At 36.2% G+C, this 21,531-nt stretch carries 21 protein-coding genes; 14 read left to right on the top strand and 7 right to left on the bottom strand.

Going from position 1 to position 21,531, the window contains the following annotated elements; genetic code table 11:
* Nucleotides 1–20: 20 nt before the first annotated feature.
* The 4 genes from P256_RS03205 (at nucleotide 21) to dusB (ending at nucleotide 2,830) form a co-directional block, all read left to right on the top strand.
* Nucleotides 21–239: a hypothetical protein gene (locus P256_RS03205; protein WP_023272251.1), complete on the top strand. Its 219-nt coding sequence runs from the start codon at nucleotides 21–23 to the stop codon at nucleotides 237–239.
* Nucleotides 240–565: 326 nt separating this feature from the next.
* Nucleotides 566–802 (top strand): hypothetical protein, encoded by a 237-nt coding sequence (locus P256_RS03200; RefSeq protein WP_023272250.1) that lies wholly within the window; start codon nucleotides 566–568, stop codon nucleotides 800–802.
* Between the two features lie 146 nt (nucleotides 803–948).
* The gene (locus P256_RS03195; protein ID WP_023272249.1) at nucleotides 949–1,281 is read left to right on the top strand and encodes a hypothetical protein; all 333 of its coding nucleotides are present in this window, start codon (nucleotides 949–951) and stop codon (nucleotides 1,279–1,281) included.
* A 532-nt stretch (nucleotides 1,282–1,813) separates the two neighbouring features.
* Nucleotides 1,814–2,830 (top strand): tRNA dihydrouridine synthase DusB, encoded by a 1,017-nt coding sequence (gene dusB / locus P256_RS03190; RefSeq protein WP_040331763.1) that lies wholly within the window; start codon nucleotides 1,814–1,816, stop codon nucleotides 2,828–2,830.
* A gap of 4 nt (nucleotides 2,831–2,834) precedes the next feature.
* Here dusB and pgaD read toward each other — a convergent pair whose 3' ends face one another.
* Genes pgaD through P256_RS03170 form a run of 4 tightly spaced genes read right to left on the bottom strand, consistent with a single transcriptional unit; the run spans nucleotide 2,835 to nucleotide 8,666 of the window.
* Nucleotides 2,835–3,296: a poly-beta-1,6-N-acetyl-D-glucosamine biosynthesis protein PgaD gene (gene pgaD / locus P256_RS03185; protein WP_023272247.1), complete on the bottom strand. Its 462-nt coding sequence runs from the start codon at nucleotides 3,294–3,296 to the stop codon at nucleotides 2,835–2,837.
* A complete protein-coding gene (gene pgaC, locus P256_RS03180) occupies nucleotides 3,293–4,549 on the bottom strand; it encodes a poly-beta-1,6-N-acetyl-D-glucosamine synthase (protein WP_023272246.1) in 1,257 nt (418 codons plus the stop codon). The genes pgaD and pgaC overlap by 4 nt, the downstream gene beginning before the upstream one ends.
* Nucleotides 4,546–6,330: a poly-beta-1,6-N-acetyl-D-glucosamine N-deacetylase PgaB gene (gene pgaB, locus P256_RS03175; protein WP_023272245.1), complete on the bottom strand. Its 1,785-nt coding sequence runs from the start codon at nucleotides 6,328–6,330 to the stop codon at nucleotides 4,546–4,548. The genes pgaC and pgaB overlap by 4 nt, the downstream gene beginning before the upstream one ends.
* Nucleotides 6,330–8,666, bottom strand: coding sequence for a PgaA family protein (locus P256_RS03170; RefSeq protein WP_051353542.1), 2,337 nt, complete (start codon nucleotides 8,664–8,666; stop codon nucleotides 6,330–6,332). The genes pgaB and P256_RS03170 overlap by 1 nt, the downstream gene beginning before the upstream one ends.
* A 563-nt stretch (nucleotides 8,667–9,229) precedes the next feature.
* Here P256_RS03170 and P256_RS03165 point away from each other — a divergent pair.
* Together P256_RS03165 and cydB are read left to right on the top strand one after the other, a co-directional pair.
* On the top strand, nucleotides 9,230–10,675 hold the full coding sequence (locus P256_RS03165; protein WP_023272243.1) for a cytochrome ubiquinol oxidase subunit I: 1,446 nt from the start codon (nucleotides 9,230–9,232) through the stop codon (nucleotides 10,673–10,675).
* Entirely contained in the window at nucleotides 10,675–11,679 is a 1,005-nt protein-coding gene (cydB, locus tag P256_RS03160; protein WP_023272242.1) for a cytochrome d ubiquinol oxidase subunit II, read from the top strand. The genes P256_RS03165 and cydB overlap by 1 nt, the downstream gene beginning before the upstream one ends.
* 194 nt (nucleotides 11,680–11,873) lie before the next feature.
* Here the strand turns inward: cydB and P256_RS03155 are convergent, their stop codons facing one another.
* Together P256_RS03155 and rbsK are read right to left on the bottom strand one after the other, a co-directional pair.
* The gene (locus tag P256_RS03155; RefSeq protein ID WP_023272240.1) at nucleotides 11,874–12,365 is read right to left on the bottom strand and encodes an Lrp/AsnC family transcriptional regulator; all 492 of its coding nucleotides are present in this window, start codon (nucleotides 12,363–12,365) and stop codon (nucleotides 11,874–11,876) included.
* A gap of 201 nt (nucleotides 12,366–12,566) precedes the next feature.
* Nucleotides 12,567–13,496, bottom strand: a complete 930-nt coding sequence (gene rbsK / locus P256_RS03150; RefSeq protein WP_023272239.1) for a ribokinase — start codon at nucleotides 13,494–13,496, stop codon at nucleotides 12,567–12,569.
* A 447-nt stretch (nucleotides 13,497–13,943) separates the two neighbouring features.
* On the opposite strand from rbsK, the gene P256_RS03145 reads away from it, so the two are divergent.
* The 8 genes from P256_RS03145 (at nucleotide 13,944) to P256_RS03115 (ending at nucleotide 20,782) form a co-directional block, all read left to right on the top strand.
* Complete coding sequence (locus P256_RS03145; protein ID WP_023272238.1) at nucleotides 13,944–15,194, top strand: NupC/NupG family nucleoside CNT transporter; 1,251 nt, start codon at nucleotides 13,944–13,946, stop codon at nucleotides 15,192–15,194.
* Between the two features lie 224 nt (nucleotides 15,195–15,418).
* Nucleotides 15,419–16,369, top strand: coding sequence for a nucleoside hydrolase (locus tag P256_RS03140; protein WP_023272237.1), 951 nt, complete (start codon nucleotides 15,419–15,421; stop codon nucleotides 16,367–16,369).
* 119 nt (nucleotides 16,370–16,488) lie between these two features.
* Nucleotides 16,489–16,563 carry a pyrroloquinoline quinone precursor peptide PqqA gene (gene pqqA / locus P256_RS13085; RefSeq protein ID WP_081401732.1) on the top strand — a complete coding sequence of 25 codons (75 nt, stop codon included), beginning with the start codon at nucleotides 16,489–16,491 and terminating at the stop codon, nucleotides 16,561–16,563.
* A 70-nt stretch (nucleotides 16,564–16,633) separates the two neighbouring features.
* Complete coding sequence (gene pqqB / locus P256_RS03135) at nucleotides 16,634–17,545, top strand: pyrroloquinoline quinone biosynthesis protein PqqB (protein ID WP_023272236.1); 912 nt, start codon at nucleotides 16,634–16,636, stop codon at nucleotides 17,543–17,545.
* Between the two features lie 23 nt (nucleotides 17,546–17,568).
* Complete coding sequence (pqqC, locus tag P256_RS03130; RefSeq protein ID WP_023272235.1) at nucleotides 17,569–18,327, top strand: pyrroloquinoline-quinone synthase PqqC; 759 nt, start codon at nucleotides 17,569–17,571, stop codon at nucleotides 18,325–18,327.
* On the top strand, nucleotides 18,324–18,602 hold the full coding sequence (pqqD, locus tag P256_RS03125) for a pyrroloquinoline quinone biosynthesis peptide chaperone PqqD (protein WP_023272234.1): 279 nt from the start codon (nucleotides 18,324–18,326) through the stop codon (nucleotides 18,600–18,602). Before pqqC ends, pqqD begins: the two co-directional genes overlap by 4 nt.
* Nucleotides 18,599–19,723, top strand: coding sequence for a pyrroloquinoline quinone biosynthesis protein PqqE (pqqE, locus tag P256_RS03120; protein ID WP_023272233.1), 1,125 nt, complete (start codon nucleotides 18,599–18,601; stop codon nucleotides 19,721–19,723). The genes pqqD and pqqE overlap by 4 nt, the downstream gene beginning before the upstream one ends.
* Nucleotides 19,724–19,729: 6 nt before the next feature.
* Nucleotides 19,730–20,782 (top strand): dipeptidase, encoded by a 1,053-nt coding sequence (locus P256_RS03115; RefSeq protein WP_023272232.1) that lies wholly within the window; start codon nucleotides 19,730–19,732, stop codon nucleotides 20,780–20,782.
* 35 nt (nucleotides 20,783–20,817) lie between these two features.
* Here the strand turns inward: P256_RS03115 and P256_RS03110 are convergent, their stop codons facing one another.
* A complete protein-coding gene (locus P256_RS03110; RefSeq protein ID WP_023272231.1) occupies nucleotides 20,818–21,471 on the bottom strand; it encodes an epoxyqueuosine reductase QueH in 654 nt (217 codons plus the stop codon).
* Nucleotides 21,472–21,531 lie beyond the last annotated feature (60 nt).

The following is a 21,531-nucleotide window of genomic DNA, read 5'->3' as shown; positions in this document are numbered from 1 at the left end:
ATAACAGTGGGGTTTAAACGATGAAAACTTTACTTATAAAAGTTAAAGATCAATTTGATAAGATTCATTACGCAACAGCTTTTTTAAATCATTTAACACATGCCAATAGAGTTCCGCATACATCATTAGTTCAGCATATTCACTTTATTGAAGTAAAAGGTGAAAAAATATTACCTTCGATTGAACTATTATTTCAGAGTAATACATCTTCAAAAATTTATAAAGTCCTAGATGCTTAAAAATCTTTGAAAAAAAGCTAAACCAAGCAATATTGCTTGGTTTTTTGGTTGCTAAATGTACATATTGAAATTTTATTGCAACAATATTGATTAACTAAAAATAATTAGGTATAATATTTTTCATAGGTTAGATATTCTTTTATAAAAGATGTTTATTAACCACCCTCTTTTTATAGCCACGTTAATACCCCAATTGCGTGGTTTTTTTTATGCCTTAAAAAACTAAATAAGCGAAATGCAATGGTTTGAAACACTTTATTGCATCACAAATAGCCTTTTCTATGGTATCTATAACGCACTTTAAAAAGTTACATAGGAAATGTGAAGTGATTGTTACGCTAGAAAAAGTACTGGATGGCTCTACTTTAAAAGTGTCTGCTCAGGAAGTGATCAAGCAAAAAATTAATGGTGATCAAGTAACTGTTGTGGAGTGGTATGACGAAGATCAACAATTAATCAAAGAAAATAACTATCTTGAAGCATTGAAACAACCTGAGATTGGAAAAGAAATAGGTTCTTTGCTTCTTGAAACAAGATATAAGATTATTGATATTCAAAACTAAGTTTTTTATAAAATGCGTAAACTCTACGCATTTTATTTTATTTATTCTTCGCAGTCATTTCGAATAGAGAAATAAGAAATTTATTAACGGTCTATAACAGCCTATACTGAGTCACTGAAGATCATTGAGAGCGGAAACGAATAAAGATGTATGAGTATAACTATAGAACAGGATGGGTAGATGCTAAATATGATTTCAGTGCTGAGTTAAATAGAGAGTTACAGACAACAGATGGACCCATTACTCCTGAAGAGGGAATGGAGCGTTTAGGGTATATCTGCGATCCTAGTTTATATTTTAATCCTGAAAACTCTCCTAAATACATTACTGTATTGATCGCACAAACTGTAAATGCAGATATGTATCAATATATTATTATTTTTTCTTTATATGCTGATAATGTCGAGTATTTTGGCGTTCCTGATACGCCAAGCTTAATAGAGTTACTGGGTAAACTTATTCCAATAGTCAGAGCATAGGTTAAAGTTAATTTTTAAGAATGTGTGCATAAGATAATATTGTATTTAATTAAATTTTTTTTGCATATTTCTTGAAATTGAACTCTTTTGAAGCACAGATTAAGCTTTTCTTACTTTTAATAAATAGATATTTTTCTCAGAAATGCTTAAACTAATGACTTAATTAAGCATCCAAGTTTTATCCTAGCGAAACTGCCTACTTCTTCTAAATACTTTTTAATGAGATTTGCTAAAGTTTTAGGCTTTATCATTTTTGATTAAGTATTTTTCTTTGGTTTTTTCTATCTAAGCTTCATTTTTCAGCCATTCTTAGGTAGGGGCTTTTAATTAATGTTTTTATTGGATAAGTTTTGTGTGTGTATGCATGCTTGAGCACGATATTTATTTGTACTATCTATTGACGTTTAGTAATAGTCCCTATTTGCACCATAATTTTTTAAGGGGCAAATAGGGAGTTAAAAGTTAATAAGATGAGGGTAAACAAACTTTAATGAGGTTGTAAAAATTGAGTAAAAACAATGTAATTAGAGAATTGTTTGATAGATCAATAGATAAGAAGATTTGGGTTGCACCGATGGCAGGTGTTACTGATAGACCATTTAGAACACTATGCAAATATTTTGGTGCAGGTCATGCTGTTAGTGAAATGATGACAGCAGACAAAACATTAAGAATGACAAAAAAAAGCTTATATAGAGCAAACTTTGATGGGGAAATTGCACCAATATCTGCACAAATTGCAGGTTCTGACCCACTAGAGCTTGCTGAGGCAGCACGATATCAAGTTGCTAACGGTGCACAAATTGTTGATATAAATATGGGGTGCCCTGCAAAAAAGGTATGCAATAAGCTTGCAGGATCAGCATTACTTCAAGATGAAGGTTTAGTTGAGCAAATACTTAGTGCAGTTGTTGAAGCTGTGGATGTGCCTGTGACATTAAAAACTCGATTAGGTTTCCTTAATGGTGAGGAAAATATTCTAAGAGTAGCAGAATGTGCTGAGAAATCGGGAATACAAGCACTCGTATTGCATGGTCGTACACGTGAAGATATGTATTTAAATACCGCACGTTATGATTTGATTACTGAAGTCAAAAAAACGATTAATATTCCTGTAATTGCAAATGGCGATATAGATAGCCCTGAAAAAGCAAAATATGTTTTAGATACAACTGGTGCAGATGCCATTATGGTTGGTCGTGCTGCACAGGGAAGACCATGGATATTTAGAGAAATCGCTCACTATTTAAAAACGGGTGAATATTTAGCTGCGCCTGAAATCGAGGAGGTGCGAAATGTACTTCTTGGGCATTTAACTGAACTATATGATTTCTATGGTGAATATTCAGGATGCCGTATCGCAAGGAAGCATATTGCTTGGTATACCAAAGGTTTGCACTCAAGTAATGATTTTCGTCAACAAATGTATAAGGTCGATAGCACTGCTGAACAGGCAGAAGTTGTTGAGCAGTACTTTAATCAATTATTACACCACGGTGAAAGAATGAGTGATGTACAAGTTGAACCTATCGATCTATTGAAAAACTAATGTGCTATGTTTTATTTTGACGAAAATGAGTTAATTTGCCATTAATATCATAATATAACGTGAGATTTTGGCACTTTTGAAGTTCATTTAATTCATGAACAGTAACATCAAAGCTTTGTGCAAGTTGGTTTAAGGGGGTATTTAATGGTTTTTTTCGTCTTTCATTGTTTCTAAAGCGTATCCAATTATAAGATGCCCAACTCAATAAAATTGTCGAGCAGATGAAAGTGGCCATGCTTGTACGAATAAGATTGTTTTGACGTGCGTGTTGCCCATCAATGAATATATAATGTTGAATAGTAGTGAACTCAAATGCCCAAAGTAGGAGAGTGATAAGCGGCAGTATTAATCCCATAAAACAGAACCAACCTAAAAATTGTATGAGATGATCTCTACTTTTTTTAGTCACAAAGTGTGGGTTATCAATATATTGAGGAATATCAAGTTTTATATGATCTTTTTTCATGGAGATGAGTTCCCATTAAAACCGCGGTCTGGACTTACCCATCTTGCACGTTTTTTCTTTTGTAAGAGTGTTTTTGGTAAAGCTGTAATAGTTGTGAGTGTTGTAAGTAACCAAAAAAAGATAGGATACCAAATCACCCAAAAGTAGTTGCGTATGAAACGGTTTTGACCATCATAGCGTTTGTCTATCCATAAGCTAATGGCAAATTGAATTAAGCAGGTTAAACCAAGCATTGCACCATACCATTCAGGAAACAATGTTTTGATATATATTGCATTTGGTAGAGGTATGAATAGCCCAAGAATAAAGAGAATGAAAATAAGGGCGATGGTATAAGCCCAAATAATACTTACAATTCCTTCAAGAATAATTGGCCACATTCTTCGTAAGCGCCATTTAAAAATTCTTTGAATATAGTCCTTTAAAACTTCAATGCCTCCTTGAGACCAACGGAGTCTTTGTTTCCATAATCCTTTAAGCGTTTCAGGCATATAGATATAGCAAAGTGCTTGAGGAATATATTGAATATCCCAGTGGTCGCATTGTAGTTTCCATGAAATATCAATATCTTCTGTAATTTTATCATCTGACCAAAACTCAACACGCTCTAACGCAGTTTTACGAAACCCAGCAATTACACCTGAAATGGTAAATACTCTGCCATAAGTTCTTTGAGCACGCTTAATTAAACCAATGATTGATGAAAACTCTCCAACCTGAAGTTTTCCTAATATGCTTGAGCGATTAATGATCCGTGGGTTACCTGTAACTGCACCAACACGTGCATGGGAAACTAAAGGTTGCATCATCCAAAGAACAGCATGCGGGTGTAGTAATGCATCACCATCAATACAAATTAAGTATTCGTATTGGCTTACCAATGTTCCTGAACGTAGCGCAATGGCTTTACCTTGGTTCTCAGCTAGATGTACAATTCTTAAACGTGGGTTTTCTTTTTGTAGTTGATCAAGTATTTCAGCTGTACGGTCAGAACTACCATCGTTTACGGCAATAACCTCAAATTTTGGATATTGTGTTTGTAAAGCATAACGGATAGTTTCATGTATTTGGGCTTCCTCATTAAAGCATGGAATAATAATGCTGCAACCTTCTTCTGTATTTGGTACTGGAAGTGGTGATGGTGTAAATTCATGTTTAAAGAAGAACCATAGTCCGCCAACAATCCAAATCCATGCCATGAGTAGTGGATAGAAAAAAGAAAAATCAAAGAGATATTCTAGCCAAGAAATCATAGACTTTCTCCTTCAGGAAATGGGTTTCTATAACTTAAAGGACTGCTATTTTCACTTATTGGAAAGTATAAGTGCTTTTGTATATCTGCTGCTTTTGCGAGGGTGTAAGGTTGAATTTTAATATTATGAATACCTATGCGTTCAAGCTCTTGAAGAAAATTTTGAGCAGTCTCCCATACTTTTGCTTGGTTGATATTTTTAATATTTAAACTGACAATTAATTTGTTTTTTTGATGCTGTGGAATGTCTTTCAATATATTTATCCAAGCATGAGATTCCTTATTATTTGTAAGAGTAGGGATATTTATATTTATATAGTTAAAATAATGGGTTAAATAAGCAAGTTTTTGCTTAAATGCAGGCATTTCAGTAAGAGATACCTGACCATGTAATACAATATTAAAGGTTGTACTTACATTAGATAAATATTCAGCAGTGGCTTTAATGTGTTGTAGTTTTTCAAACCATTGAGCATTCTCATTTGCTATAAAATTATTATAGAGTTGATCGCCAAAATCTAAATCTAACCCTGAAATACCCGTATTATTCTTCATTAGATTTTGCACAAAGGTATTTAAATGAGTAGGGTTTGCATAGAAGTAATGCATTGGAATAGATGCATAAGCACTAAGAAAGAGTCGTGTTTTAGATTGCCAAATAGTTCGGTTGAGTAAGTCCATTTTTATGGGGAATACTTCATTTGGGAAAAAAGTTACAGGTCCTTCGGATGAGTCCTGAATCGTATTAATGAAAATACGATTTACAGATAAAGCCTGCACATAATTAAGAAAAAGCCCAAGGTTATTATTTACATCATTCGTTGGCTGGGAAATGAGGTCATCTAAACTAAATTGGATACTGTGCTTTTGATCAGTGATTAAATCTTCATGATAATGCGTCAGGTTTAATAATTCCTCTTTTAAAGTTTCGGCTGTTGCATTGTCTGTAACTAAGAGTCGTTTTAATGTACCGTCATGTGCGCTATTGATACCTGAACGTCCTAAACTAAAAGATAGCGGTAAGCCAGCATCTTTGGCAATTTTTTCAGACTCTGGTGTTACTGCACCATAAGGCCAAATAATTGTATTGGTCTGAATATTTAGCTCATGATCTAATCTTTGTTTTGATATTTTTAGATCAGTAATGATGCGGTTGTAATATTCATCATCATTTTCGTAACGGTTTTCTTTTATGAAATATTGTCGAGTAATAGCAGCAGGTTCTAGGTTGTTTTGGGGGTTAGCCAATATACCCTGATGGAGTTGGTCAGAGTGGCTTGCAAACTCGACTAATCCAGAGTGTTGCATTTCTCTAAGTTGATCCCAAGAAACTAAATTTTTTTTACCATATGCGGTTTCACCACCTGAATTACGTCCATCAATCCAACTCGTGACAATTGCAAATACAGCATGAATTTTATACTGCTTGAGTAGTGGAAAAACATGAGTGTAATTGCTCAGTGTGCCATCATCAAAAGTTAAAAGAACTGCATTTTGAGGAAGAGGATGTTTACCTTCTTTTGCATCTAAAATTTGTTGTAGTGTTACAGGATTCCATTTAGATGTGGAAAGCCAGTCAAGAAAAGCAGTTAAGTTTTTTGTATGAATAGCATAAGGGTCACGATCTCCTTGTTTTTGTACATCATCTCTTACATCATGAAAATTAAAAGAAATAGACTGATCTTTTTTTAGATTTTCATTAAATTCTATAGCTTGAGTTGTTGCAGTACTCAGACTGAGAAGCAAACAAGAGAAGTATTTTGATAGCTTGTAAATAGTCATTAAAAAGATCCTTGTATGCCTATTAGTCCTGAGAGCTGATTCTCATGCTGACCGTTATAAGGATGGTTGGTAAAGTTCATACCATATTGAAGATGCCATGAGTCGCTTAATGCCCAATCATGTAAGTATTGGAGGCTTAAAAATGGAAGCGGCGGTGTATTTTTTTGCTGATAGATGCCTAGGCCTAGTTCAAAGCGTTGATTAAAATATTGTTCATAATTACGCCATGTTAGCCAATCATGATGTAGTACCAGTGTTGAATCTAAATATGTTGCTGGACTGAAATACTCCGAGCTTTGTTTACGATTCGTTCCTGTACTGAAGTTTAATTGTGCTTCAGTGGTATGATGAGGAGATGCAAAAATACGCTTTGTAAGATGAATTGAATAATCATTTTGTTGGTTTGTATCCGACATGTAAGTCGACTGATAAGCTAATTTAGCAGAGAGTGACTCATTTTTTTGCCATAGCGCACCTATGGTATAGGTAAACCCTTTATAATTCATTTGAATGGCTTGTAAAGGAATAGGGTCTTGGCTGTTATAGCCCATATTATATTGCCAATGGTCATTTAGCCATGCAGACCAGTTTAGCATTAGCCCGGTTCTTTTCGATTGTGAAAGGGAAATATCAAACTGTTTTCTTTCTGAACGCCATTCCAGCCCAGTTTGATAGCTTTCAGAAAGTATTTTTTGTGTTTGATATTTTCCTAATCGTAACTGATGTGTGAAAAATGCACGGTAGTTATTTTCAACCCATGGTGAATATATTTGAGAAATACTTTCTAAATCTTGTCCAACATTATTGGTATTACGTCCAAGCCGAGTTTCATGGTTAACTGTGAATTTATCTCTTGCATTTAGGTCTTTACGGCTTTTTTGTATGCTTGTATCTTGAGGGTATAGATCTTCTACCTGCTCAAGTTGTGTCCGCCAAGCATTAATATTTTCAAGTGCTTGGAAGTTTTCCAATCTATTAATGAACGTTGATTTGTCAATAGTGTTTTTGCCATTGAGCCGTCTAAGTGTTGCTTGTGCCGTGAGAGGTAAGCTTCTCCAACGTTGTATTTTTGAAAGATCATTGATGTAGCTGGCATTACTTGGCGACTTAATGACAAGTTTTTGAAAGTGATTTTCAGCTAAGTCTAATTGGTTGTGATATGCAATGTTTAAGCCTTGCAGCTCTATGTATTCGTAACGATCGGGTGCTGTTGTCTTGTCTGTGCCTAGTGCATTGCTATAAATAAATGTTGGAATGAGTTGGTCAATTTTAACAATGAGCTCATTTGCTTCTTTATATTTTTCTTGTTCTAAATATGCATAGTAAAGACCACTATAAACCTCCATATCAGCATAATTTTTTTCTTGCAGTAAACTTTCATATAATGGTTGGGCGTATTGTGGTTGCTTTAAATAAAGATAAGCATTGGCAATAGCATGTCGTACATATGCAGGCATTTGTAGGTACGGCTTATGGGGTTGGGATGCATACTTAAGAACTTCTGAGAAACTTTTCCTAAAGTTAAGTGCATAGACATAGTCGTAATAAAACATTAGATATTGTTTAGATTGATCTGTAAGTATTTTTTTTAAATCATTGGTTTCATCTAAAGTCTCGTCGAGCTGTTTAAAAGCAACTTGATCGGGCTCACCCTTGTTAGATAGATATTTATAATGTGCAATTGCATCATTGATATTCGTGCTGAAAATTGCCAACTTTAAATTGATGAATAGCTCAGGGAAGTCTTGAGACAAATTTGACTTTTCTAGTGCATCTAACGCTTTGGAGTGGTTGCCTAGAGCAATAAGTGTTTGAATATACTCTTCGGTTATTTTTTTATTTTTTGGATCACTCTCGAATAGAGGAACTAAAATATTTAAGCTGTTTAATGGGTGACTGGTAATACGCCATACATAAGCGACTTGTAAGCGCTGTTCTACAGTAAGCTGTGCCACAGGCAATAATTTCAAGTCTTCTATAGCTTGAGGTATTTGCTGTGCTTCTGCCTCTAAAATTGCTTTTAATAATAAAAGATTTGGTGATGGGCACTGCTTGTAGAGTTTTTCTGTGAATGCTAAAGCAACTAAAAAATATTTACTATTTCTTAATCCTTGTATTGTGGGTATTTGGGCATAGCTCGGATAGTCTGAAATATGAATCTGCTTCAGGTGTTGTAGATCACTTTCTGTGAATTGCTGATAGTGAGCGCGTAGTGTTAAATAGTCAGCAAGAAGTTTTTGGTTGGTTGGCTCATTGTCTAAAAGTTGTTGAAGCTGAGATATACCGACATCTATATTTCCTTGGTAGACCATCTGTACTGCAGTTTCACGTGTCACTATCTGACTTTGCGGAATAGAGAGAGGCGGAGTGTATGCAAGTGAATGTGATGTATAAATAGAAGTAGCGCATAGAATAGATAACGAACTTCTCTGCAAAGAAAAACTAATCATTTTCCCATAAGTGTGACTTGTGTCACATAATTGTATTATAGATAGTTAATTTATGCATTAATAATATATTAAAAATATATAAGGAAAATTGGTCTTTATCTAAAAAAACGTTTACTTTAGATCTTTTTTCTTAATTATTATTGTTTTAATACAAGGCCTTAAAATAATTGGATGCTGTATAAAGAGATAACAGTAATTTGAAAAAAATATTAATATTTGGCATCAAATCTTATATAACTCAGTTAATATATACCATTATAAACATGGATAGCATATTGATGCAGTTTATACCCAAATCATCAATTGTTTGGTTGAAGTTAACTGAGCAGCTGTGAGTTTATCGTCTAGCAGACAGCCAGATCGATATATTTGCAGATGATTTACCGGTAAAGGAAATTTAAGCATGACTTAGTCGAGATGACTAGATCTCATAATCCTGAGGAGGAAATATGTCTCTAGGATTAACAGCACTTGAATTGGCACGAATTCAATTTGCTTTTACGGTTTCTTTTCATATCATTTTCCCTGCAACGTCTATTGGCTTAGCGTGCTTTTTAGCAGTTTTGGAATGGCGTTGGTTACGTACAAGAAACCCTGTATATAAAGACCTATTTAAGTATTGGCTTAAAATATTTGCAGTTGCGTTCGGTATGGGCGTGGTTTCTGGCGTTGTAATGAGCTATGAGTTCGGTACGAACTGGAGTGAATTTTCAAGAATCGCCGGCGGTGTTACAGGCCCTCTACTTACCTATGAGGTGCTTTCAGCATTCTTCTTGGAAGCAGGTTTCTTGGGTGTAATGATGTTCGGTTGGGGAAGAGTGAGTGAAAGAGCCCACTTCTTTGCAACGTTCATGGTTGCAATAGGAACTTGTATTTCAATGTTCTGGATTTTGTCCTCGAACAGTTGGATGCAAACCCCGCAAGGATTTGCCATTGAAAATGGTGTTATTGTACCAAAAGATTGGTTAGCAATTGTCTTCAACCCATCTTTCCCATATCGCTTTGTACATATGGCAATAGCAGCATTTCTTGTTTCTGCACTTATTGTTGCAGGCTGTTCAGCATGGCATCTACTACGTGGTCGCCGTGATGAATTGGTTAAAAAATCATTTTCCATGGCACTTTGGATGATTTTGTTTGCAGCGCCAGCACAAGTTATGGTTGGAGATCAGCATGGTTTAAATACGCTGCATCATCAACCTGCAAAACTCGCAGCGATTGAAGGTCACTGGGAAACAAATACAAATGAGTCTATGCCTCTATATGTATTTGGTATTCCAGATATGAAGGAAGAGAAAACCAAATATGCAATTGGTATTCCATATTTAGGTAGCCTTGTACTGACTCATGAATTAAATGGTGTTGTTAAAGGTCTCAAAGAGTTTCCTGCAGCAGACCGTCCAAACTCGACAGTAATTTTCTGGACTTTCCGTGTAATGGCGGGTCTAGGTATGCTTATGCTTTTATTGGCAGTAACAGGTTTAGTACTGCGTAAAGGTAAGGCACTTTATGAGAAGTCTTGGTTCCACCGTTTTGCAATTGTAATGGCTCCTACAGGATATATTGCATTGCTCGCAGGTTGGATTACAACAGAAATGGGGCGTCAACCATGGGTTGTGTATGGTGTACTACGTACATCTGATGCAATGTCTCCAGTATCTGCAAACCAAGTAGGTATTACACTGATTATCTTTGTGATTGTTTATACTGTAGTTTTTGGTACTGGTATTTACTATATCTTGAAACTTATGCATAAAGGTCCTCAATTTATTCACTCGAACCCTGAAGAAATTGGTGGTGTTGGTCATTTTAAAACACCTATGCGTCCTTTAAGTGCAGTTGATGATGACATTGATGAAGATGACAGTCATGGTAACAAGGGAGGTAAACAATAATGATTGATTTATCTTTAATCTGGGCTGTTATTATTGCGCTTGGTGTTCTAATTTATGTTGTTCTTGATGGGTTTGATTTAGGAATAGGAATTTTATTCCCATTCATTAAAGATCAGCAAGAACGTGATGTAATGATGAATACAGTGGCTCCTGTATGGGACGGTAACGAAACTTGGATGGTACTTGGTGGTGCTGGTCTATTTGGTGCTTTCCCTGTCGTTTATGGTACGTTGCTTTCAGCATTTTATATGCCAATTATGCTGATGCTTGTTGCGCTGATTTTTAGGGGTGTTGCTTTCGAGTTTCGTTTTAAAGCACATCGTTCTAAGCCAGTTTGGGACATGGCATTTATTGGCGGTTCTACATTTGCAAGCTTCCTTCAAGGTATCATTTTGGGTGGATATATCCAAGGTGTTAAAACTGAGAATGGGTTATATGTTGGTGGTGGATTAGATTGGTTAACACCTTTCTCTCTATTTACTGGTATTGGCGTTGTAGTGATGTATGCGGCATTGGGCTGTGGTTGGTTAATTATGAAGACTGATCATGAGCTACAAGATAAAATGTATCGTCTTATGCCAAAGCTTGTGATTGCAGTATTATTGCTTATTGCGGCTGTTAGTTTATATACACCATTTGCACATCACACGATTGCACAAAAATGGTTTACAACGCCACAGCTTTATTACTTTATGCCTGTACCATTGCTTGTAATTCTATTTGGTTTCCTTGCATGGAAATCTTGTTTTGCACGTGATGACTTTAAGCCATTCTTCTATACATTATGTATCATGTTTTTAGCATATACAGGGTTTATTATTTCGTTGTGGCCAAATATTATTCCGCCATCTTTAACAATTTGGCAGGCTGCAGCACCTAGAGATAGTCAACTATTTGCTTTAATTGGTGCATTGGTACTCATACCAATTATCCTTATGTATACCATTATGGGATATTGGGTATTTAGAGATAAAGTTCGTGTAGGTGATGAAGGTTATCACTAATTTATGAGGGAAATATGAAAGGTTCTCAAATAAAATGGTTTGTGCTTCTGTGGCTTGGCGGTATTTTAGTACTTGCAGTTATTGCAGGCTTATTTAAAGGTTTGCTGATGCTAGCGTATTAAGTGTCGCAGAGCGATTTGAATCAATATCCTTCTAATAAAAAAGCCGACTAATCTAAGTCGGCTTTTTTTATTTTAAATTTCATTAAAATGTGTAAGTTCAGTTGAGTTTTCAACTTTTAATGGACGTAAGGCAAATATAGATCGAGTATGGCGAATACCATCAATTGAATATAACTTTTTTCTCAAAAAACGCTCGTAATGTTCTGCATTTTTAACAGCAACTTTAACGAGATAGTCATATTCACCTGTCACTAAATGAGCTTCTATAATTTCAGGTATATCTGCGAGAATCTCACTGAATTTTTCAAGGGTCTCATCATCATGCCTTTCAAGGGTAATTTCTATGAAGAAAAGCTCATGAATCCCGAGGGCTTTTCTATTAATTGTTGCTGTATAGCCTTCAATAACTTTAAGTGATTCTAATCTTTTAAGCCTTGTCCAACATGGCGATGAAGATAAACCAATAGTTTCCGCAAGTTGTGCAACAGTAAGTCGACCATTGTTTCGAAGGGCAGATAGTATTTTGTAATCAAATGCATCTAGTGTATATTCTGTACTGTTCATTAAGTATTCATCAGAAGAATCTGCTGTAAATGTTGAAAATACTCTATTTAGATTCTGTTTTTATGTCAATATTAAGTAAAAATAAGCAGATAATTTTGTATTTTTTTCAGTAAAGTATATAAATCACATCAAGACATATATGGTCTTTGATGTATAAATAGCGCCCTTGTGGAAGGGTGACGTAAGGGCGCTATTTATTTATTATTTTTCTAAAAATAGATCAATTTCTTTGCGCCATGGTACTGAAGGTTGACCTCCTGCACGAGTTACTGCAATTGCAGCAGCAGCATTGGCGAAACGTGCTGCCTCCTGAGCTGTTTGACCTTCAAGAAGCGCTGTAATAAAAGCACCATTAAATGTATCACCAGCGGCAATCGTATCTATTGCTTGTACCTTAAACCCAGTAATGAGTTGACCTTGTCCATTTTGGCTGAGCCAAACACCGCGTGCACCCATAGTAATTACAACGGTTTTAATACCTTTGCCATGTAAAATTTGAGCTGCATCATCAGCATCTTTTTCATTATGTACGATTTTTCCAGTTAGGCTGAGTGTTTCAGTTTCATTTGGCGTAATAATATCGACTAAGTTTAGGAGTGCTTCAGGCAACTCACGTGCAGGTGCAGGGTTTAAAATAACTGTTACATTGGCTTCATTTGCAATTTTTGCAGCTTCTATAATACTTTCTAATGGCGTTTCTAATTGTAATAATAAAGCATCTGCTTCAGAAATAAGCGATTTATGTTGTTGTACATATGAAGGTGTAAGGCTAGCATTCGCTCCTGCACAGATACCTATACAATTTTCAGCAAGTGCATTTACAAAGATAAGAGCAACACCAGTAGGTTGTTCATTAACTGATTGAATGGCATGTATATCAATATTATCTTTTTCTAATTGCATTTTAACACTGTCGCCAATAGCATCATTCCCAACACAAGCAATAAATGAAATATTTGCACCACTACGACCAGCAGCAACTGCTTGGTTTGCACCCTTGCCGCCAAAAGCAATCTGATAATCATTCCCTGTTAAGGTTTGACCGGGGTGAGGGAAGTGCTCTAGTTTGAGAATATGATCTGCATTAATACTACCGAGCACAACAAGTTTTTTATGAGGTATAGAATTCATGAATTACCCAAAATATAAAATAATGAGATAAATGATACCGTGTTTTTTTTCAATTTACTGTGACGTTGACTTGTGAGTGAGCAAAAGATATGCCTAAATTTGAGTTATAATCGCTATTACCAAAAGTAATAATTTAAAAGATAAACAAAAAAATATTCGATATTTTAGTAGAAATTTGTTACATTTGTGCTAATTGAAGTAGTCAAAATAATTTTGTTTATAAAAAACAATTGCTTAATTTTAACTGCTTCTTTTTTATGCTTGAAATTTAGCATGAACAATTCGTTTTGGGTAGATTTTAGGGTATTTGCTGTTTGGTAATATGTAAATGCTAGAATTTACTGCAACATCAAGTTTAATCTGAGTTTTGTAATATAAGAAAAGTATCTATGTAATCTATTTTTAAATAGGTGCGAGTAGACTTGTGCTTATATTACGGAGATACGTATGTCTGAATACCGCGGCTTAATTGGAATATTAATTCTGTTGCTCATTGGTTTTATTTTTTCCAATAACAGAAGAATGATTAAGATACGTACCATTTTGCCTGCATTGGGTTTGCAGTTTGCATTGGGAATCTTAATTTTATATGTTCCATTTGGGAAATATTTATTTGAACAACTCGCGGTAGGTTTCAATAAAATTATTAGTTACTCTGATGCAGGGAGCGCTTTTCTTTTTGGGCCCCTTGTTGGTAGTAAAATGAATGCGGTCTTTGATGGCGCAGGATTTATTTTTGCTTTTAGAGTACTTCCAACCATTATTTTTGTTACAGCGCTCATTACTATTTTGTATTACCTTAAAATTATGAATGTATTTATTCGTGTTTTAGGTGGTGCATTTCAAAAAGTATTAAACATTAGTAAAGTGGAATCGTTTGCCGCGGTTACAACCATTTTTATTGGTCAAAATGAGCTACCTGCTGCACTCCGTCCATTTTTACTTAAAATGAATAAAAATGAACTATTTACTGTAATGTGTAGTGGTATGGCTGCTGTATCTGGATCGGTATTGGTTGGTTATGCAGGTCTTGGTGTACCTATGACATATTTACTTGCAGCTTCTTTAATGGCTATTCCGGGTGGTATTTTATTTGCAAGATTACTTAGCCCTGCAACTGAAGTTTCACAAGTAGAAGTAAAAGAAATATCTTTTGGTGAAAACAAACCAACCAATATTATTGAAGCTGCTGCAAGTGGTGCCATGCTCGGTCTTAAAATTGCTGCTGGTGTTGGTACTGTTATTATGGTTTTTGTCGGTTTACTGGCATTACTGAATGGTCTAGTTGGTGGAATTGGTGGAATATTTGGATTCTCAGATTTATCAATTAACTCAATTTTCGGCTATGTTTTATCTCCACTTGCATATTTAATGGGAGTAGATTGGAATGATGCATCGCTTGCAGGTGCATTACTTGGTCAAAAATTGGCAATTAATGAGTTTGTTGCGTATTTAGGTTTAGCACCTCATCTAGCAGATCACAGCATTTCACCACATACTGCTGCAATTATTTCATTTGGTCTTTGTGGTTTTGCAAACTTTAGTTCAATTGGTATTGTTATTGGTGCGTTTAGTGTTGTAGAGCCAAGTCTAACACCAGTTTTGTCTAAACTTGCATTACGCGCACTCTTGGCAGCCACTCTCTCTAATTTAATGAGTGCAACAATTGCAGGCATTTGTTTGTCTTTCACAATGTGATAAATAAAATAATTTGTTTTTACTCAGCCAAACTATACGGAATGTATGTTTGGCTTTTTTTATGTAACTTATTTTAAAAGATATTAACTTAAGCATGCGCTATGATAGTTGCATTAGAATTGTACAGAGTTAGGTTCACTTCATATAGGGTTCACGGTATAGTGCCGTGTCATTTTTAAGTCGATACAGTCGTGTTGACTTTCTGCTCATTGAAAGGTATTTACATGCGATCTACAACTCAAAAAATTATTATTGATACAGATCCAGGTCAGGATGATGGTGTTGCAATTTTACTTGCGCTTGCAAGCCCAGAATTAGAAGTTATAGGTATTACCACTGTTGCAGGAAATGTACCTCTTGCTTTAACAAGTCGTAATGCAAGAATGGTATGCGAGCTTGCAAAGCGTTCAGATATCAAAGTTTTTGCAGGTTGTGATAGACCACTCAAGAAACCATTGGTTACTGCTGAAAATGTGCATGGCAAAACTGGATTAGATGGTATAGATTTGCCTGAGCCAACAATGCCATTACAAGCACAGCACTCTGTTGACTTTATTATAGAAACATTTCGTAATGCACCTGAGAAAACAATTACATTGTGTACATTAGGACCAATGACCAATATTGCTCAGGCGTTAATGAAAGCACCAGACATTGCGACACGTATTCAAAAAATTATTTCGATGGGTGGTGGCTTCTTTGAGGGTGGTAATATTACGCCTTCTGCCGAGTTTAATATGTTTGTAGATCCTGATGCAGCAAAAGTTGTATTTGATGCAGGGATTGAAATTATTGTTGTACCATTGGATGTTACACATAAGGCGTTAACAAGCGCGACTTGGATTAAAGAGTTGAGAGCATTAAATACACTTGTGGGTGAAGCAGTGGCTTCGTGGACAGACTTCTTTGAACGCTATGATAAAGAAAAATATGGTTCAGCAGGTGCGCCGTTGCATGACCCATGTGTTATTGGTTATTTGGTTGCACCACATTTGTTTACGGGCAAGCAAATTAATGTGGAAATCGAAACTACAAGCGAGTTAACCATGGGTGCAACAGTTGCCGATTGGTGGAAAGTGACAGACCGTCCTAAGAATGCATACTTTTTAAATACGATTGATCGTGATGGATTCTTTGATTTACTGACTGAGCGTTTAAGCAGCTACAGTGCATAATTTACATTTTGTGGAATTTCAAGGCTGTCTATTTTATATAGAATTAGTTACAATGGAATTTCAAATTTACCTTAACCGGATGTGCGACCAATTAGCACATAATGATAGGAGTATTGGACATGCAATGGACTAAACCTGCATACACTGATTTACGTATTGGCTTTGAAGTAACGATGTATTTCGAACATCGTTAATTTAAAAGTATTTATTGATAGGCCCTAGAAATTCTAGGGCTTATGTTTTTGTGGAATAGGTAAATAAAATATGTATATTTATGTGTTAGGTTCGGCTGCAGGTGGCGGTTTCCCACAATGGAATTGTAATTGCGCTAATTGTGATGGCGTAAGAAAAGGTACACTCAATGCTAAAACAAGAACACAGTCTTCAATAGCAGTTTCTGAAAATGGCATAGACTGGGTCTTATTCAATGCTTCTCCAGATATTCGTCAGCAACTTTTTGACTTTAAAGCAGCACAACCTGCTAGAGCATTAAGAGATACAGGTATTAAAAGTGTTGTATTGATGGACAGTCAACTTGACCATACAACAGGCTTGATCACGCTTAGAGAAGGCTGTCCAATCAATGTTTGGTGTACAGATATGGTACATCAAGATTTAACCACAGGTTTTCCATTGTTTAATATGCTAAAACATTGGAATGGTGGTTTACAGCATCATAAAATTGACCCTACACAGCAGTTTAAAATTGATGGATTTGAAAACTTAGAATTTACTCCATTGATTATTCGCAGTGCTGCACCACCATATTCACCACACCGAAATGACCCGCACGATGGCGATAATATTGCAATGATTATCAAAGATCGTAAAACACAGAAGCAATTATTTTATGCACCTGGGTTAGGAAAGGTGGATGATGAAGTTATGCAAATTATGCAAGCTTCGGATTGTGTGATGATTGACGGTACACTGTGGACAGATCACGAAATGCAAACGCGTGGCGTTGGTACGAAAACGGGTAAAGATATGGGACACCTGTATATTTATGGCGAGGGTGGTTCACTGTCTTATCTAGACCAACTTGAAGATACACGTAAGGTTTATATCCATATTAATAATACTAATCCAATTTTGGATGAAGATTCAGAGCAGTTTGCAACATTAAAGAAACATGATGTGGAAGTCGCATTTGACGGCATGCAAATAGAGCTTTAAAACATAAAGAGCAAGGAAAGAAAATGAGTCATACGCAGACAGCTTTTACGACTGAGGAATTTAAGCAGGCGATCTTAGATAAAGGTCAATATTATCATATTTATCATCCATTTCATGTCATGATGCATGAAGGGCGTGCAACTCAAAAGCAAATTCAAGCATGGGTTGCTAATAGATATTATTATCAGATTAATATTCCTTTAAAAGATGCTGCGATTATGGCGAATTGTCCTGATCAACGTGTACGCCAAGAGTGGATTCAGCGTATGATTGATCAAGATGGTGAGTATCCAGATGGTGGTGGGCGTGAAGCATGGCTACGTTTGGCTGAAGCAGTAGGACTAACACGTGAACAAGTGATTTCAGAAGAACTTGTACTGCCGGGTGTACGCTTTGCTGTAGACGCTTATGTGAATTTTGCTCGCCGAACGTCTTGGCGTGAGGCAGCAAGTAGCTCTTTGACTGAGCTTTTTGCGCCGAAGATTCACCAATCACGTTTAGACTCTTGGCCACAGCATTATCCTTGGATTAATGAGCAGGGGTATGATTATTTTCGTTCAAGGCTTGGACAAGCTCGCCGTGATGTCGAGCATGGCCTAAATATTACGTTAGATTCATTTACAACGTATGAATCGCAACAGCGTATGTTAGAAATCTTGCAGTTTAAGCTTGATATTTTGTGGTCAATTTTAGATGCACTGACCTTAGCACATGTGCACAATGAAGCGCCGTATCACAGTGTGACAGACCAACCCGTATGGCATAAAGGATTATTTAGATGAGTTTAGATACAAGTATTGTACCCGTATGGCAACGTGGCTATCGTTTTCAATATGAGCCATCACAGCAAGCACATATTATTTTGTATCCTGAGGGAATGATTAAGCTGAATGAATCTGCCGCAGCGATTGCACAGCATATCGATGGTCAGCGTACGATTGCAGATATCATTGCAAACCTAAAACAACAGTTTGGCGATATTGAGCAAATTGATACCGATGTAGCCGACTATATGCTTGTAGCGCAAAAAGAAAATTGGATTAAGTTAGACAAATGAGTGAGGTTGGTTTACCGCTCTGGTTACTTGCCGAGCTGACATATCGTTGTCCTTTACAATGCCCATACTGTTCCAATCCGCTTGAATTTGCATCTATGCAAAATGAGCTAACAACAGAGCAGTGGTTCGATGTATTTAAAGAAGCACGTGAGATGGGCGCAGTTCAGTTAGGGTTTTCGGGTGGAGAACCATTGGTTCGCCAAGATTTGCCCGAACTTATTGAATATGCGCATAAATTAGGTTTTTATACCAATCTCATTACTTCAGGCCTTGGGTTTAATGAGGAAAAAATTGCTCAGTTTAAGCAAGCAGGTTTAGATCATATTCAGGTGAGTTTTCAAGCCAGTGATCCTGTCATTAATGATATGTTGGCAGGTTCAAAGCGTGCTTTCGAAAAGAAAAATGAAATTGCGCGGCTTGTTAAAAAATATGAATATCCGATGGTTCTGAACTTTGTTATACATAGACATAATATTGATCAAATCGAAGATATTATTCAGCTTTGTATTGAACTTGAAGCAGACCAAGTTGAGCTTGCGATTTGTCAATTTTATGGATGGGCATACTTAAACAGACAAGGACTTCTTCCAACTAAGGAGCAATTGGTACGTGCCGAGCGGATTACCAATGAATATCGTAAAAAGCTCAGTGATGCGGGTAATCCATGTAAGCTTATCTTTGTAGTGCCTGACTATTATGAAGAGCGTCCAAAAGCATGTATGAATGGTTGGGGAAGTATTTTCTTGACAATTACACCTGATGGTACGGCATTACCATGTCATGCAGCGCGTCAACTACCAATGAATTTCCCTAATGTTAAAGATGAAAAGCTCTCTGATATATGGTATCGCTCTACAGGGTTTAATCACTTCCGAGGTGATGCATGGATGCCTGAGCCATGTAAAAGTTGCCCTGAAAAGAAAAAAGACTTTGGCGGTTGTCGCTGTCAAGCCTTTATGTTGACAGGAGATGCATCTCAGCCAGATCCAGTCTGTTCAAAGTCAGACCATCATCATTTAATTTTAAAGGCAAGGGAAGAAAGCGAACGTGAGCTTGCATTACATGAGCTGACATTTAGAAATAAAAAGAACTCTAAGTTGATCTTGGTCTCTAAAGGATAGTTTTTAATGCAAAAACCAAAGATATTCGATGGTCATAATGATCTTTTGGCAAGACTTTGGTTAGCAGATGATGAAGACCCATCATCTGCTTTTTTGCACAGTACGCTTACAGGACAAATGGACTGGGAGAGATGTCAAAAGGGTCAACTGATCGGTGGTCTTTTTGCTATTTTTGTTCCGCCATTTGAATATGTAAAAAAGAACTATCCACATAAAATTGATTGGACTTTACATCAAACTGCATATACAACGCAGCAAGTTGAACAAATCTGTTTTGCACAAATGTCCTATCTACTACAGATAGAGGCAAAGTCAGCAGGAAAAATTAAGATTTGTCGAACTGTTGCAGAAATTTATGATTGTATTGCAAATGGGATATTTGCAGTAGTCATGCATATTGAAGGTGCTGAAGTACTTGATGCAGATTTTCATTTACTTGATGTTTTTTATGCTGCGGGACTAAGAAGTATTGGGGCACTATGGAATACACCAAACCAGTTTGGTCATGGCTTAAACGTACCTTTTCCTCATTCGCCTGATACAGGGCAAGGTTTAACAGCATTAGGAAAAGAACTCATTCGCTATTGTCAACATAAACGATTGGTTGTTGATGTTTCTCATATGAATGAAAAAGCATTTTGGGATACTGCAAGTATTTTGCAGCAACCCATTGTGGCGACGCACTCTAATGTCCATGAAATATGTCCTCAAGCACGTAATCTAACCAATATGCAGTTGGAAGAAATTGCTGCATCTAAAGGTTTTGTTGGCGTAAATTTAGATACTGCTTTTTTACGTGAGGATGGGAAGCGTAATGCAGAGACATCATTTGACATTTTAATTCGCCATTTTGATCATCTTATTGAATATTTAGGAGAAGATCATGTTGGATTTGGCTCTGACTATGATGGTGGATTTATGTCGAATGCGTGGGCTGATATTTCTTATTTTCCAAAAATTATAGATAAACTCTCAGCGCATGGATATAGTGATGATTTAATTGATAAAATTAGTCATAGAAACTGGTTAAGTGTTTTAGAAAATATTTGGGGAAAATAAAAAGAGCCTCAATATTTTGAAGCTCTTAAATATAATTACTCTTCGTCACTCATGGCTGAGTAGAATTTTACACCGAGTTTAATTCGGTCTCTACCTTGGCTTTTGCGGAAACGATTTGTATCACGTAGAGAATAAACGCAACCACAATATTCTTGTTGGTAAAATTCTTCACGTTTACTAATTTCAATCATACGGCTTGAACCACCACCTTTACGCCAGTTGTATTCCCAATATGTCATGTCGGGATAATGAGATGCGGCACGGACACCACAGCCATTAATCTGTTTCATATCTTTCCAACGAGAGATACCTAACGAACTTGAAATGACAGGAAACCCATGTTCGTGTGCATAAAGTGCTGTACGTTCAAAGCGCATATCGAAACACATGGTGCAACGGATTCCACGTTCAGGTTCTTCTTCCATGCCTTTGGCACGTTCGAACCAGTTGTCTGTATCGTAGTCACAGTCGATGAAAGGAATATTATGTTTTTCAGCAAAGCGAATATTCTCTTCTTTACGAATGATATATTCTTTTACAGGGTGAATATTTGGGTTGTAAAAGAAGATTGAAAAATCAATTTCAGATTCGATGAGTGCTTCCATAACTTCACCAGAGCATGGTGCGCAACAAGAATGAAGTAATAACTTATCCGCCTTATTTGGCAACTCTAGTTTAGGTCTTTGCATAATAAAAAATCGTAGAACAGTACATGATAGATAGGCGGGTCATTATACGAGAAAAACAAA

This window comes from Acinetobacter nectaris CIP 110549 (assembly GCF_000488215.1).
GTDB classification, from domain to species: domain Bacteria; phylum Pseudomonadota; class Gammaproteobacteria; order Pseudomonadales; family Moraxellaceae; genus Acinetobacter; species Acinetobacter nectaris.
The sequence above is the reverse complement of the archived record's forward strand: the minus strand, read 5'-3'. Positions and strand labels throughout refer to the sequence as shown.